Here is a 14251-nt window from a genome sequence, read left to right as displayed (position 1 = left end):
TTGCTTGTTTTTAAAGCTAATATTTATGTTTAGTGTCTGTTTATGTTGTATATAACATTATCATTATATAGTACAACAATTTCTAATCTAGATAAATTTTCGGTGGTATCATTGTAATTACTAGCTTTATCAATTTTAGAAATCCCTGTGCGTTTATCAACTAAATAATCATTATAAACTACGCGTATGCTATCTCTAGACACGTTAATAACTTTCATGGTTGAAAAATTGCCCGAATCAGGATCTTTGTATGAATAAATATCGCCAATAGCGGGTTCTTTTATAAACACCACTTCGTCTTCTTTATGTTTAGCGTTTGAGTAGCTAAAATAACCAACAGCAAGCAGTATAATTGCTAAACCTGTAAAGTGCCACAACGGCGTGCCTTTATGTTTAACAAGTTCAAACTTATGTTTTATTTGTTGCGGTAGTTCTTTTAGTTTAAACGTTTTTTTACAGTGGTTGCACTCTACAATATTTGTTTTTCCAATAGGAAAAATAGGAATCCAATAAATGTAAAAGTATTTACCAAAAATACCATAATTCATTGATGTTTGGTTTTGGCAATTTGGGCATGTTACATGGTTTATTTGACCATTTTTTAATCGTGAAGCTTTTGTACCGTAAAAAATCATTTTAGTTGGTTGTGGTTAGTACTCAAATATAAGTAAATATAATATAAAGATTGTACGAATTATTTTAAAGCTTCTTCAATGGCATTGTCAAATAAATTGGCAAGCGTAATACCAGCTACGGCAGCTTGTTGCGGTAGTATGCTTTCTTTAGTTAAGCCAGGTACGGTATTTATTTCTAGTAAATGGGGTTCGCCATCTTTAAAAATATATTCACTTCTAGAAAAACCAGTCATTTTTAAAACATCATATACTTTAGCCGCTAAAACGGTTACTTTGTTTTCTTGGTCTTTAGTGAGTCTTGCAGGTGTTATTTCTTGAGATTTTCCTAGGTATTTTGCTTCATAATCAAAAAAATCATTTTCACTAACAATTTCTGTTATGGGCAGTACTTTGGTTTTGCCTTTATAGTTAATTACGCCTACAGATACTTCGGTGCCATCTAAAAATTGTTCAATTATAATTTCGTCATCTTCCTTAAAAGCCACATTAATGGCGTTTTGTAATTCTTCTTTTTTGTGCACTTTTGAAACCCCAAAACTACTACCAGCTTTATTGGCTTTTACAAAGCAAGGTAAACCTACTTTTTCAATTATAGCCTCTTCATTAATAACATCACCTAAATTTAAGTAATATGATTGCGCTGTTTTAATACCATAGGGCTTTAAAATGCTTAAACAATCGCGCTTGTTAAAGGTAATTGCTGCTTGGTACATACCACAACTTGTATGTGGAATACCCAAAAGCTCAAAATAGGCTTGCATATAGCCGTTTTCGCCAGGGGCACCATGAATGGCATTAAAAACACAATTAAACTTTAATGTTGTGTTGTTAACAGTGGTGGTAAAATTATTTTTATCAATAGGAAATTCATTATCATTAGCATCAACATACACCCATTTATCTTTAAAAATATGAATGCGGTAGGCGTTATATTTGTCTTTGTTTAATGTGTTGTAAACAACGTTTCCGCTTTTTAATGAGATTTGATATTCACTAGAATATCCGCCCATAATAATGGCAATATTTTTTTTCATTTAAGTAAGTTAAGTGTACGTCTAAAACTAGTAATATGTCGTATTTAATTTTATAAGCTAAAATATCATATAAATTGCAAAAGAAAAAGCAGTTCTGTTTTTATATATTTGCGTATTCAAAATTCTGTTCATGAGTATCATTAAATTTTTAGTAAGTAAAGCTTTTTTTAAGCAAGTATTATTAGCTGTAGTAGCTGTAGTTGTGTTATGTTACATTATGTTGTTATGGTTAAAAAGCTATACAAATCATGGCGATTTTGAAACAGTACCAGATTTAAAAGGAAAATCTATAAGTGTGGCTCAAATGGAGTTGAAAGACAATGATTTGGTAATGCAAATACAAGATTCGTCTAATTACAATCCAGATTATCCAAAGTTTTCAGTTATAGAGCAAGATCCGGTAGCCGGTGCTCAAGTAAAAGAAAACAGAAAAATATATATTACTTTAAATCCTTCGGGCTACAGAAAAATTGAAGTGCCAGATTTAAGAGAGCGTACTTTTAGGCAAGCAAAACCAAATTTAGAAGCTTTAGAGTTTGTTGTTGGAAAAATTACTTATGAAGACAACATTGGTAAAGATTTGGTTTTGAAAATGTATTATAAAGGCGATTTACTAAAGCCAGGTGATAAATTGCCAAAAACCTCAGTAATAGATTTGGTTTTAGGTAATGGTAACAGACCAAGCAATTAGTTTTTAATGGAAGATTACACACCACAGTTACCTGAAGACGATAACTTACATGAACATTATGCATTTACTGTTGGTAAAGGGCAAACACCTTTGCGCGTAGATAAATACTTGATGAATTTTATTGAAAATGCTACCCGAAACAAAATTCAAGCAGCGGCAAAAAACGGTAATATTTTTGTAAACGGATTACCTGTAAAATCAAATTACAAGGTAAAGCCCAATGATGCTATAAAAGTAATGTTTGAACACCCAACTTACGAAGGTTTACTAGTTGGAGAAAACATACCTTTAGATGTTGTTTATGAAGATGATGAGCTTTTGGTAGTAAACAAGCCTGCGGGCATGGTGGTGCATCCTGGGCATGGTAATTATGCTGGCACATTAATAAACGCACTTATTTATAGGTTTGATAATTTACCCAATAACTCTAGTGATAGGCCTGGTTTGGTACATAGAATAGATAAAGATACAAGCGGACTTTTAGTGGTTGCTAAAACGGAACATGCTATGAATTATTTATCAAATCAGTTTGCTGAAAAAACAAGCGAGCGTGAATATGTAGCGCTAGTTTGGGGTAATGTTGAAGCTGATGAAGGAACCGTTGAAGGTAACATAGGAAGGCATCCTAAAAACAGGCTACAAAACACTGTTTTTTTAGGTGATGAAGCTGATAAAGGAAAACCAGCCGTAACCCATTATAAAGTTTTAGAGCGTTTAGGGTATGTAACACTAATATCGTGTAAATTAGAAACAGGGCGTACACATCAAATACGTGTACACATGAAGCATATTGGGCACACCTTATTTAATGATGAACGTTACGGTGGCGAAAAAATATTAAAAGGCACAACATTTACCAAATACAAACAGTTTGTAGATAACTGTTTTAAAGTGTTGCCAAGGCAAGCCTTACACGCTAAAACATTAGGTTTTGAACACCCTAAAACAGGCGAGTTTATGCGTTTTACTTCTGAAGTTCCTGATGATATTCAACAATGTGTTGAAAAGTGGAGAAGCTATTCAAAGCATCAAGAACTATAGTTGTTTTACTCAATAAATGGGTGTACAGATTTAAAAATACTTTTTCGGTATTCATAAGGTGTTATTTGCATATACTTTTTAAATTGCCTGTGGAAAAAAGACATGTTTTCATAGCCGCATTTATAACTAATATCAGTTAGTTTGTCATTAGTCTCTTGAAGAAGAATGCAGGTTTTTCTAATTCTAAATTCGTTTAAATAGTTTGTAAAGCTTCTGTTAAATTGTTTTTTGAAAAATTTGCAGAAGGCTCCAACTGATAAATGCGTAACATTAGCAACATCATCAAGTACTATTTTTTTATGATAATTTTGCTCTAAATAATCTAAAACTGCCTTTGTTCTAAAATCTGTTTTTTCTGAAAACTGAAAAGTATTTCCTTCAACAGATAAAAGTTTAATAGTTTCACAGTGAGATAAATCGGTTAAAATATCAAGAAAATATATAAGCTTTTTATCGGCAGGTAAATTCAATAAAGTTTGCATGTTTTTGCCAATAGTTTCACTAAATATTGTGTTTGTAAACTTAATGCCAGCACTAGCAATTTTTAGCATTTTTTTTAAAGCTTTAAGTTCTGTATTAATATCAATAAACTTACTTAATATACATGCTTTCCATTGTATACAAATAGATTTAACACCATTACTGTAATTAGTTTGGTTTGTCCAACAATGCGGTGTGTTACTGCCAATTAAAACTAAATCTCCAGCAAAAAAATTATCAATACTATTGCCAACATGCCTAATGCCGCTGCCTTTTAAAATGTAGGTAAGCTCAAACTCAGCATGGTAGTGCCAAGGTGTGGTAAATGTTTTTTCTTCAAATATAAAAGCCAATACCGAACTGTTAACATCATGCGTAATGTGCTCTAATTTAGGTTTCATATGTTTAGCTTTTATAAATTACTTCAAATTTAATTAAAATAGTACATGTTTTGATGAATTTTATATTTAAAATAATTCTATATCACTAATATCTTTGAGGTATTAAAACATACGTTATGAAAGTATTGTGTAGTGGTTTAAATGTTGTAGATCTTTTGGTTTCTGTTACTTCAGATATTAAAATAGGTTATAAAAACGAAACAGAAGGCATTAAGATACAAGGAGGTGCTCCTGCTGGAAATGCCTCGTGTGCATTAGCGTCATTAGGTTTTGAAACCTATTTTTTAGGCTATTTAGGTGATAATCCTTTAAGTACAGTAGCACAAAGTGAATTGAAAAGATTTGGTGTTAAAGAAGACTTTTTATTTTTTAGAAAAGAGGCGTCTCCAGCTGTAGCTATTGTTCAAATTGATAAAAAAGGTGAACGTACGGTTTTATATTCTACAGAAAATTATATACCATTTTCATTTTTAGATATTGATGAAGATCAAATAGCGGGCTTTGATTTAATATTAGTTGATGGCTATGATACCGAAATTAATTTACACCTTTTGCGTTTAGCTAAACGTTTTGGAATACCTACTGTTTTAGATATGGAGTCTGGTAATTTAGAGGTCATGCAACAAATGTTAAAATTGAGTACACATCCAATTTTGCCTCTTGAATGTGCGCAAAATATTACAGGTGAAAAAACAGCCGAGGCCTGTTTAAAATCATTACAAGATTTCACAACAGGACAAGTTGTTATAACCGATGGTGCAAACGGTGCATTTACACTAAAAAACAATATGGTGTTACATCAGCCATCTTTTAAAGTAAAGGTAGTAGATACAACAGGCTGTGGCGATGCCTTTCATGCGGCTTATGCAGCTGCATTACTAAAAGGTTTGTCTTTAGAAGATAGACTTATATATGCAAGTTTTTACGCATCAGAAGTCGCAAAATATTTTGGTGGGCGTACTTGTTTACCAACCTCAGAGTTTATGCAACAAAATGCACCAATTTTAGTAACAAACTAAACTATTTAACATGGAATTATTAAACAATATATCAGTAAAAAATGGCATAGTTAGTCATTTGTTTGAAAAAGCCATAACACCAGCTCAACCATCATATATATCAAAAATTGCATTGGTTGGTATTGGGTTAGAAGAACATTTTGATTGGCAATCTATACTTTCAAATTACAAGAAAGCCAAGGCCAGTTTGAAGCAAGTGTTACCAACTAGTAAATTTGAACTTATAGCAGCAAGCCAACCATTACAAACTAAAGACGAAATACATGATTGGTTGCAAAGTATGCATGCTAAAAATATTGATGGACTAATTATTTATCAAGCGTCATTTATAGCAGGCGATTTAGCTGCAACTCTAGCACGTTGGTTAAATCAAAATGTTATACCAGTACTAAGTTGGTCGCATGATGAGGTTACAGGTGGTCGTTTATCAAACAATCGTTTGTGCGGGCAAAATTTCTTATTAAATATTTTTAATTCGTGTGGTGTTAAATATTCGTGGTTGTTTGAATCTCCTGATAATGCCGATTTTGAAGGTAATGTTTTGAAATTTGCAAAATCTGTTTACACAATTGCATCAATAAATCAAAAGGCAGTTGGCATGATTGGTGGTTTTAGAGTGCCAGGTTTTTATGATTGTGAATTAAATGAACTTGCACTATTAAATCGGTTTGGAGTAAAGGTAGATAGGATTGATTTTCAAACTATTTGGCAGCACGGTAAAAAATTTTCTAACACTACTATTTTTGAAATAAAAGAAGAATTGCTTCATCATCCTTTGTGTAAGTTTAATAATGTAACTGATGAGCAAATTGAAAAATCTATTCGACTATCTTTAGCTGTTGCAGATTATGCAAGAATTAATGACTATTTAGGCATTGGTTTAAAAAACTGGCCAGAATTGTTTGATCACTACGGAATTGCTGGCGATGGTGCCGGTGCATTAATTCAAGATTTAGGAATTCCTGTTGCTGATGAATCTGATATGGGTGCACTTTTAACCATGGTGCTTATTAATCAATTAAGTTTTGGTGAAGGTATTCCAACATTGGTAGATTTATCGTTAGTAAACAAAGAAAAAAATCAAATTGGTTTTTGGCATTGCGGTGGCGCACCAACAAAATTAATAAAAGAAGAAACAGGTTATGAAGTTAGAAATCATAGCATTTTAGAGAATTTTGATGAAGACAGTAGCGTAGGGATGTTATTAGAGTTTTTACACAAAGAAGGCCCTGTAACTATAGCTAAATATCAGTACCCTGATGCTTCAAGGGTGCTAGTTTGGGAAGGTGATATAAAAGCATCTGAAATGGTATTTAGAGGTAGTTATGCCGAAGTAGCACCACTTAAAAATTCTGCAAGTAATATTTTAAGCACAGTATTAAATAATGGATTAGATCATCATTGGATTATTGGAAGAGGCTATTTACAAAAAGATTTAAATGAGCTAAACCACTGGCTAAACATTACAAATATTAATATTGAACAAAGCAAAAATCAGTTATATGGACACAGTAATTAAACAACTACCTAAGGTTATATATAACAAGCAGTATAATAGTTTAAAAGACTTATTTATTGATTACCGTAACACACAGCGTTGCTTACCTGCATTCAATGTAAACGATAATTACGATTTGAAAGCGGTAGTAGAATCTGCTAATGAAATGGATACAAACGTTATGGTAATGACCTATCCGCCAGTAGCAGAACTTAATACGCCCGAGGTGTTTCGTTCATTAGTTGATGGCTTTAAAAAACATGCAAAAAATAATGTATACTTACATTTAGACCATAGTACATCTGTAGATTTATGTAAGCGCGCCATTGATGCCGGATATGATTCTGTAATGATTGATGGTTCGCAAGTATCATTACAAGAAAATATTAATATGACCAATCAAGTGGTAGATTATGCAAAATCTGCAGGCGTGGTTGTTGAGGCCGAAATAGGAAAAATTATGGGACGGGGTGTAAAAGTGCAATGTGATGATGATTTTTTGGCTAGCGTAGCCCATGTAAAACAGTTATATGATGAAACAGGTGTAGATATTATTGCTGTTGGTATTGGTACAGCGCATGGTTTTACGCCCACAGAACCCAAAATTCATTTTAAAAGACTACAAGAAATTGCTACTGCAGTAACCGCACCATTAGTATTACACGGTGGTACAGGCATTCCTGATGCAGATATACAAAAATCTATAAAAATGGGTATGAGTAAAATAAACATTGGTACCATTGTGCACACTACATACATGAAATATGCTTTAAAAGAAATTTTAAAAGCAGGTGATAGTGCCTATCCTCCATTTATTATGAAGGCAGTATTACCAAAAATTAAAGCCGTAGTAAAAAATAGATTGCAAGCTGTAAATTATCACAAAAGCTAAGTTTTAATAATTATTTTTAGTAATTGTTTTTGTTTAACAGAAGAAAGCCCACCTTATAGTGTTAAAGGTGGGCTTTTTTATGGATTTATTTTTTTTAATATTTATTTTTATACGGTAACTAAACTAAAAAAAGAATGACCGTATACAATAAAATAAAATGGATTTTAGGAATCTTAATAGTATTTGTACTAATTGTAATTACCAATTTGGTAGACAGAAATAACTTTGTAAGAGTAAGAGATTCTGTTGTAACAATTTATGAAGATAGGCTTGTTGTGAAAGGGCTTATTTTTGATATGGCATCTACTATGCATCAAAAAGAAGTAGCTGCTATTGTAACAGATTCCTCTTTTTTTAAAACTAAAAATTCTACATTAAATACAGCATTTAATGATCATATTCAAGCTTATGAAACTACTAAGTTAACAACCAAAGAAGATAAAGAGTTTAACAGTTTGAAAGCTAATTTTACACAATTACAAGCAGCTGAAAAAGCTTATGTAAATTCCGGTTTTCAAACTAATAATAAAGTATTGTCTTCTATTTCTAGCATAAAAAGTAACCTGCAAAGTTTATCAAAAATCCAGTTGCAAGAAGGTGGCAGGCAAATGGCAATAAGCCAAAAAGCTATTGATACTGTAGAGCTTTTTACACAAATGGAAATATATTTATTAGTGTTTTTGGCATTGGTTGTACAAATAATAATTTTATACAACCCCAAAAAAGAAGGTAAATAGTTCAACATAAATTTACCTTATAATTACATTGCAAATAATTTTAAGTTCAGTTTTAATCACTTAATAAGTAATTGTAATTTTGATGTTCAAATAAAAAAATCTATGAAATTAGTTATATCTCCAGCCAAATCACTTGATTTTGAAACCCAATTACCTACAAATAAGCATACTGAAGCTATTTTTTTAAAAGAAGCTGAGCGTTTAAATAAAGAACTTAAAAAAAAATCGGCTAAAAGTCTATCAAAGCTTATGAGTATTTCTGATGCTTTAGGTCAGTTAAATTATGAGCGTAATCAATCATGGAGTCTGCCTTTTTCTAAAGACAATGCAAGACCTGCTATTTATGCTTTTAGTGGCGATGTTTATAAAGGTTTAGATGCCTATACCATTCCAGAAGAAAAGTTAAATACCTTACAAAGTACAGTAAGAATACTTTCTGGTTTATATGGGCTATTAAAACCAACCAATTTAATACAACCTTACCGTTTAGAAATGGGCACAAAAATGCCTGTAGGAAACAAAAAGAACTTATATGAATTTTGGAAAAAACCAATAACCGAAGCTTTAAATAACGAATTAGCAGATAATGAGCTATTTTTAAACTTAGCTAGTAATGAATATTTTAAAGCTGTTGATACTAAAGCATTAAAAGTTCCTGTTGTTACAGCTAATTTTAAAGATTTTAAAAACGGACAATATAAAGTTATTTCCTTTTACGCCAAGGCAGCACGCGGTATGATGGCCCGTTACATAGTTGATACCAACGCACAAACTATTGACGATATAAAAGGGTTTAATTACGAAGGCTATGGTTTTAGCGAAGACATGTCAACCAATAATGATTTGGTTTTTATACGATAATTTTTTTTCTATTAAATATATACAGCCACCAAGTTTTGGTGGCTTTTTTTTGCCTGTACAGTTTGTGTTAGTTTAATAAAGGGTATTGTGTAGTTTTTGTATATGAAAATATTATTTATATATGATTTTAATCATAGGTATTTAACACTAATAATATTAGTTTTGGTTATCAAATATAAACTTTAACAATATGAATGTGTTAACTAAAAAAAATCTATTAACATTACTAATATTAACTGTAACGTTAACTTTTGCACAACCCAATACTATTATTTCTCATACTGAAAACAGTCAGTTAATTAGAGATCTTAGCGGTGTAAAATGGAAGATGAAAATGATGTTGCCCGGTGAAGGTGAAAAAAAAGGATTACATCAAATTGCGCCAGAAGATATAGAAACATTAGTTTGGAACCACGCTACCGTTCCGGGTGATGTATATACAGATTTATGGAAAGCGGGTGTGATAGAAGATCCATATTTTGGAAGAAATAGTACAAAAGCACAGTGGGTACAGCAGTATGAGTGGTGGTATTCGCATCAATTTCATGTAAGCGAATCTTTAGATAATAAAGTAATTAAAATAGTTTTTGAAGGTGTAGATTATGCTTGTAGTGTCTGGCTTAATGGGCATTATTTAGGTAGGCACGAAGGTGCATTTTCAGGCTTTTCGTTTGATGTAACAAAGTATTTGCGTGTATCAAATAAACGTTTAGAAAGCGCAAACATGCTAATGGTAAAGCTAGATGCGCCCCCACAAGTAAACGCATTAGTTGCCGGTAAAAAAACACCTTGGTTTGGCGATTACTGGAGAGATATAGCACCCTTTGGTATTCACCGAAAAGTAAAAATGGTATCAACTGGTACGGTGCGTTTTGATGATGTATATGCTAATACAAAAATTAATAAAAACAAATCAGCAAATGTATCATTAGAGCTTACTGTAGAAAACACAGAGCCTGTACCAAAAAACATGAATTTTGTAGCAACAATACAAGGAAAAAACTTTTCATCCAATGTTAAAACTATAAAATTTGATGCGGTAATAAACCCTGGAAAACACAAAATTAAACAGGATATTTTAATAAAAGACCCTAAACTTTGGTGGCCATGGGATATGGGTAAACCAAATTTATATAAAGTTAGAGTTTCATTAAAAGAAGGCAACATAAATCATGATTTTAACGAAACTACTTTTGGTATTAGAGAAGTAACCTCTCAATGGAATCCAGGATTTAAAAAAGGGGTAGACGTTAGTTTTCCAAGATCAACATACATAAATGGTAAATTCCATTTTATTCGTTCAGCATGTTGGGGTGGGCCACCAGATATTTTTGTAGGCAGAACAAATTTAAGTGAATACAAAAAACTTATCCAATTAGCGAAAGATGCTAACATGAATAATATTAGAATTTTTGGTTGGCATCCGCCAGAAATTCCAGAGTTTTATGAGTATTGTAATGAAATGGGTATTACGGTTTGGCAAGATATAATACCTTTGGGTACAGGTAATATTCCAAATGATGAAAAATTATTAGGTGAAATTTTAAATGAAGGTGTTCGTGTTATAAAAGAACGAAGAAATCATCCATCTTTAATAATGATGGAAGGTGGTGAAGAAATGCTCTTGAGAACTAGAGATGCTCATTTTGGTAGAGCATTTTTAGAGCGTTTAGGTGATTCATTACAAGCTTATGCAAATTTACCATATGTGCCAGATTCACCATTAACCTGTGAAGTGTCAAGAGAAGCTGGTTTTAAACCCAAAGAAGCGCATCATGCATTACGATATTTTTACAGTATGGGTAATAATTTGCATGAAGATTGGTTACAAACTTTAGAGTACCCAATAATTCCTGAATTTGCAATAACATCAGTGCCTTCTGTTGAGAGTTTAAAAAAGTTTATTCCGGAAGATGAACTATGGACACCTGGTTTAAGCTGGGGGCATCATTGGGCAGATTTGGTGCGTTTACGCATGCAAAATTGGGATGTTTTTGGAGATGAAATGACAGGGTCTTTAGAGGAGTTTGTAAATGCATCACAAGATACCCAGGGCATTATTTTTCAAAACGGAATTGAGTATTTTAGAAGGCAAAAACCAAATTTAAGTGGTATAGCTTTGTGTCATTTTATAACATATTGGCCAGATATGAAATGGGGTATAGTTGATAATTATCAAAAGCCAAAACGATCATACAATTTTGTGAAAAAGGCATATCAACCGTTATTAATTAATTTAGCTTTTACAAAGCGCAGGTGGTCTAAAAACGAGGCTTTTAAAGGAGAGTTGTGGGTGGTTAATGATTTGTTTGAAGATTTTAAAAACTGTACTGTAACTATAATTTTTAAAGATGAAACTGGTAAAAAATTACAAGAAGAAACATTTAATATAGATACAGTAAAAGCCAATAGTGCTTCAAAATTTAAAAATATAACGGCCAATGTTTTAAACAAAGTTAATAAACGCTTTTTTGTGAACTTAGAGTTAAAAAATACTAATGGCGTGGTGGTATCAAAAAATGATTATTTCTTTTTAATTGGTAATCAAAAAGAGGCTACTAAAAAGTTTAATGCTTGGGGTAAAGAACGTCAAAAATTAGAAGCAGAATATGGTTACCCAAACTACTATCGTTTCTATGATGATCATACAAATGAAACATATCAAACTAAAACCCAAACACCCAAAGCTAGAGGTTTTTAAGATAAAAGTAATAGATACGTAATATTTAAAATAAGGAAAAAATTTGTGTATATTCATGCTAAATTAATGGCATGTTTATACACAAACACCCTTACAAACCATTTATAAAAAACAATACACAAAAGTTAATTGTAGGTACGTTGCCTCCACCAAGATTTTCAACAGGTGAATTGCTTGAGAAAGATGTAGATTTTTGTTACGGTAGTTACTACAACTCCTTATGGCTGTATATTGATAAAATTCATAATTTAAATTTATGTTATAATAATTCAAAAGAAGCCATTGAGCAGCGTAAGCATTATTTAATAACAAATAAAATTGGGGTTTGTGATATTGTTGAAAGTTGTGAACGTGAAAAAATCGATGCTTCCGATTTAGGTATGACCAACATTAAACTTCGAGATGTTATCGGTTATATAAAACAATTCCCTAGTGTAGATACTATTCTGTTCACTGGCGGAAATAGTAAAAATGGTCCTGAATATTTTTTTAGAAAACATTTAAAAGATTATAATTTAAAATTGAAGTTGGTGAACAAAGAGGTACCAAAAATTCATCAGTTTATAATGCCTGCTACAACGGGGCAGACTGCTGAAAGCAAACGCCTAATTAAAACCGTATCATTAACATCGGCTTCGGGTAGTGCCAATAGGGCTATAGGTAGCATGCCATTGTATAAACATTTAAAAGCAAAAAATCCTGAATTTTCAACATTCGATTTTAGATTGATGCAGTATCAAGCGTTTTTTTAAACAATTATTTTGTTTTTATGGTGAAAGATGCAGTAAGCCCAACGCTAAAATTTCTAGGAAGCTTATGAACACCAAAAATAGCTCTCGCATGTTTTCCTTTTTCTCCTAAAACATTTAAAAATAAATCTGAAGCGCCATTAACCACTTCGGGCGATTCATCCCAGTGGTCAGCACATTGAAAATAAGCATCAATATGGTTTAAGCCAATAATGTTTTCAAAACCAATATTTTTATCAACTTGCGCCAACACATTTAATGCACAAAGTTGCATAGCGTTATAACCTTCTTCTGTAGAAATATCATCACCTAAGCGGCCTTGGTGTTTAAAAACATCATTTAAAATAGGAAACTGAATGGCAATGTAAGCTATTTTGTTTCTAATATTTACAGATACGTAGCTACCACCTGGTGTTGATGCATTTGGTAGTGTTAAGCCAAGTGTTTTTAGTTTTTCTTTTATGCGCATTGGTGTTATATTGTAATGTGAAAATAACTAGGTTTTCTTAGTTAAAAAAAAAACTGAAAGTATTTAAAATAAATAGTGCTTAATTAATACTCGCAACTTTCGGGTTTGTTTTTTACGTAGTAACTTTTGTAGTTTTTAGCTTTTTTATCCATGCAACCACAAAGGTCTAGTAGTTTTAAGTTTTTAAAATCAATAGGGCTACTTTCGGCTTGTAAAGCAATGTAACCTTTGGTTAAAATATGGCCTTTTTTAGCAATCCAGTTATTTTTAGTTTCAATAATTTGTGCCTTATCCCAATCTTTGCCCGCTTGTTTTTCTGAAATAAAACCACCATTTACTTGCGGTTTTTCAAAACGTAACACATTAGTATTATTAATAATAAATTCCATGTATTCACCACCCATAACTGTAGCATCAACATGCACCCATTGGTCTCCGTGATATGTTTTTGATGATGATTTAATACAATGATCAAAATTAATTGTGTCATTCATAACCACAGCAGTTCCGGGTGTGCAAACATTAGCAGTGGTTCTGTCTGCTTCTCCTAAGCCACCAAGTAATTGCAATTCAACTGAAACCGGAAAGGTTTGCCCAATTTCGTTACTAGCAGCCGATTGTGAGTGTAACATAACACCACTGTTCCTAACATTCCAATGTGATCCGCCTTCAATCTGTTCGCCAACAAACCTGTAATCAAAACTTAATTTGTAGTATGAAAACGGTGTTTTGTAATACATATGTCCAAACTTACCATTAAAATTAGTGTAATTGTCATAGCGCACACGTATCATGCTATCTTGTGCTACAAAGGTGTTTTTGTAATTGTCATTTAACTGGTGTCCTGCAAATTTAATTTCCCAATTACTAAAATCTTTACCGTTAAAAAGTTGTATCCAATTTTCAGTATTAGGGTTATTAGTGGTTTCAGTATTGGTTTTGCATGAAATAAAAAATACAATTGTACAAGTTAATAATGTTAAGGTGTGTTTCATAGTGGTTTAGTTGATTAAATAAAAAAGCCACCTAAAAATAATTAAATA

The 14251-nt window shown here is 32.0% G+C and carries 14 protein-coding genes; 9 read left to right on the top strand and 5 right to left on the bottom strand.

The window, feature by feature from the left end; all coding sequences use genetic code 11:
* Positions 1 to 29: 29 nt before the first annotated feature.
* Together FUA26_RS12880 and FUA26_RS12875 are read right to left on the bottom strand one after the other, a co-directional pair.
* Entirely contained in the window at positions 30 to 635 is a 606-nt protein-coding gene (locus tag FUA26_RS12880) for a zinc-ribbon domain-containing protein (protein ID WP_147136841.1), read from the bottom strand.
* Between the two features lie 59 nt (positions 636 to 694).
* Positions 695 to 1669, bottom strand: coding sequence for a D-alanine--D-alanine ligase (locus FUA26_RS12875; RefSeq protein WP_147136838.1), 975 nt, complete (start codon positions 1667 to 1669; stop codon positions 695 to 697).
* 130 nt (positions 1670 to 1799) lie between these two features.
* Here FUA26_RS12875 and FUA26_RS12870 point away from each other — a divergent pair, with 130 nt between their 5' ends.
* Both FUA26_RS12870 and FUA26_RS12865 read left to right on the top strand, forming a co-directional pair.
* Positions 1800 to 2360 carry a PASTA domain-containing protein gene (locus FUA26_RS12870; protein ID WP_147136835.1) on the top strand — a complete coding sequence of 187 codons (561 nt, stop codon included), beginning with the start codon at positions 1800 to 1802 and terminating at the stop codon, positions 2358 to 2360.
* A 6-nt stretch (positions 2361 to 2366) separates the two neighbouring features.
* Entirely contained in the window at positions 2367 to 3401 is a 1035-nt protein-coding gene (locus FUA26_RS12865; protein WP_147136833.1) for an RluA family pseudouridine synthase, read from the top strand.
* A gap of 5 nt (positions 3402 to 3406) precedes the next feature.
* Here FUA26_RS12865 and FUA26_RS12860 read toward each other — a convergent pair whose 3' ends face one another.
* On the bottom strand, positions 3407 to 4282 hold the full coding sequence (locus FUA26_RS12860; protein WP_147136830.1) for an AraC family transcriptional regulator: 876 nt from the start codon (positions 4280 to 4282) through the stop codon (positions 3407 to 3409).
* 116 nt (positions 4283 to 4398) lie between these two features.
* On the opposite strand from FUA26_RS12860, the gene FUA26_RS12855 reads away from it, so the two are divergent.
* The 7 genes from FUA26_RS12855 (at position 4399) to FUA26_RS12825 (ending at position 12742) form a co-directional block, all read left to right on the top strand.
* Positions 4399 to 5301 (top strand): carbohydrate kinase family protein, encoded by a 903-nt coding sequence (locus FUA26_RS12855; protein WP_147136827.1) that lies wholly within the window; start codon positions 4399 to 4401, stop codon positions 5299 to 5301.
* Positions 5302 to 5311: 10 nt separating this feature from the next.
* The gene (locus FUA26_RS12850; protein WP_147136825.1) at positions 5312 to 6820 is read left to right on the top strand and encodes an L-fucose/L-arabinose isomerase family protein; all 1509 of its coding nucleotides are present in this window, start codon (positions 5312 to 5314) and stop codon (positions 6818 to 6820) included.
* The gene (locus FUA26_RS12845; protein ID WP_147136822.1) at positions 6804 to 7691 is read left to right on the top strand and encodes a class II fructose-bisphosphate aldolase; all 888 of its coding nucleotides are present in this window, start codon (positions 6804 to 6806) and stop codon (positions 7689 to 7691) included. The genes FUA26_RS12850 and FUA26_RS12845 overlap by 17 nt, the downstream gene beginning before the upstream one ends.
* A 134-nt stretch (positions 7692 to 7825) precedes the next feature.
* The gene (locus FUA26_RS12840; protein ID WP_147136819.1) at positions 7826 to 8428 is read left to right on the top strand and encodes an MCP four helix bundle domain-containing protein; all 603 of its coding nucleotides are present in this window, start codon (positions 7826 to 7828) and stop codon (positions 8426 to 8428) included.
* Positions 8429 to 8530: 102 nt separating this feature from the next.
* Positions 8531 to 9289 carry a peroxide stress protein YaaA gene (yaaA, locus tag FUA26_RS12835; protein WP_147136816.1) on the top strand — a complete coding sequence of 253 codons (759 nt, stop codon included), beginning with the start codon at positions 8531 to 8533 and terminating at the stop codon, positions 9287 to 9289.
* A 190-nt stretch (positions 9290 to 9479) separates the two neighbouring features.
* Complete coding sequence (locus tag FUA26_RS12830; RefSeq protein ID WP_147136813.1) at positions 9480 to 11990, top strand: glycoside hydrolase family 2 protein; 2511 nt, start codon at positions 9480 to 9482, stop codon at positions 11988 to 11990.
* Positions 11991 to 12061: 71 nt separating this feature from the next.
* Positions 12062 to 12742: a uracil-DNA glycosylase family protein gene (locus FUA26_RS12825; RefSeq protein ID WP_147136810.1), complete on the top strand. Its 681-nt coding sequence runs from the start codon at positions 12062 to 12064 to the stop codon at positions 12740 to 12742.
* 4 nt (positions 12743 to 12746) lie between these two features.
* Here the strand turns inward: FUA26_RS12825 and FUA26_RS12820 are convergent, their stop codons facing one another.
* Positions 12747 to 13208, bottom strand: a complete 462-nt coding sequence (locus tag FUA26_RS12820) for a RidA family protein (protein WP_147136807.1) — start codon at positions 13206 to 13208, stop codon at positions 12747 to 12749.
* Positions 13209 to 13291: 83 nt separating this feature from the next.
* Positions 13292 to 14203 (bottom strand): 3-keto-disaccharide hydrolase, encoded by a 912-nt coding sequence (locus FUA26_RS12815; protein WP_147136804.1) that lies wholly within the window; start codon positions 14201 to 14203, stop codon positions 13292 to 13294.
* Between the last annotated feature and the right edge of the window lie 48 nt (positions 14204 to 14251).

Source organism: Seonamhaeicola algicola, assembly GCF_007997385.1.
GTDB classification, from domain to species: Bacteria; Bacteroidota; Bacteroidia; order Flavobacteriales; family Flavobacteriaceae; genus Seonamhaeicola; species Seonamhaeicola algicola.
This window is presented reverse-complemented; position numbering and strand designations above follow the sequence as displayed.

Coding starts and splice junctions, on each gene's coding strand:
- FUA26_RS12880 (WP_147136841.1), bottom strand. CDS start 635: ATGATTTTTTACGGTACAAAAGCTTCACGATTAAAAAATGGTCAAATA.
- FUA26_RS12875 (WP_147136838.1), bottom strand. CDS start 1,669: ATGAAAAAAAATATTGCCATTATTATGGGCGGATATTCTAGTGAATAT.
- FUA26_RS12870 (WP_147136835.1), top strand. CDS start 1,800: ATGAGTATCATTAAATTTTTAGTAAGTAAAGCTTTTTTTAAGCAAGTA.
- FUA26_RS12865 (WP_147136833.1), top strand. CDS start 2,367: ATGGAAGATTACACACCACAGTTACCTGAAGACGATAACTTACATGAA.
- FUA26_RS12860 (WP_147136830.1), bottom strand. CDS start 4,282: ATGAAACCTAAATTAGAGCACATTACGCATGATGTTAACAGTTCGGTA.
- FUA26_RS12855 (WP_147136827.1), top strand. CDS start 4,399: ATGAAAGTATTGTGTAGTGGTTTAAATGTTGTAGATCTTTTGGTTTCT.
- FUA26_RS12850 (WP_147136825.1), top strand. CDS start 5,312: ATGGAATTATTAAACAATATATCAGTAAAAAATGGCATAGTTAGTCAT.
- FUA26_RS12845 (WP_147136822.1), top strand. CDS start 6,804: ATGGACACAGTAATTAAACAACTACCTAAGGTTATATATAACAAGCAG.
- FUA26_RS12840 (WP_147136819.1), top strand. CDS start 7,826: ATGACCGTATACAATAAAATAAAATGGATTTTAGGAATCTTAATAGTA.
- yaaA (WP_147136816.1), top strand. CDS start 8,531: ATGAAATTAGTTATATCTCCAGCCAAATCACTTGATTTTGAAACCCAA.
- FUA26_RS12830 (WP_147136813.1), top strand. CDS start 9,480: ATGAATGTGTTAACTAAAAAAAATCTATTAACATTACTAATATTAACT.
- FUA26_RS12825 (WP_147136810.1), top strand. CDS start 12,062: ATGTTTATACACAAACACCCTTACAAACCATTTATAAAAAACAATACA.
- FUA26_RS12820 (WP_147136807.1), bottom strand. CDS start 13,208: ATGCGCATAAAAGAAAAACTAAAAACACTTGGCTTAACACTACCAAAT.
- FUA26_RS12815 (WP_147136804.1), bottom strand. CDS start 14,203: ATGAAACACACCTTAACATTATTAACTTGTACAATTGTATTTTTTATT.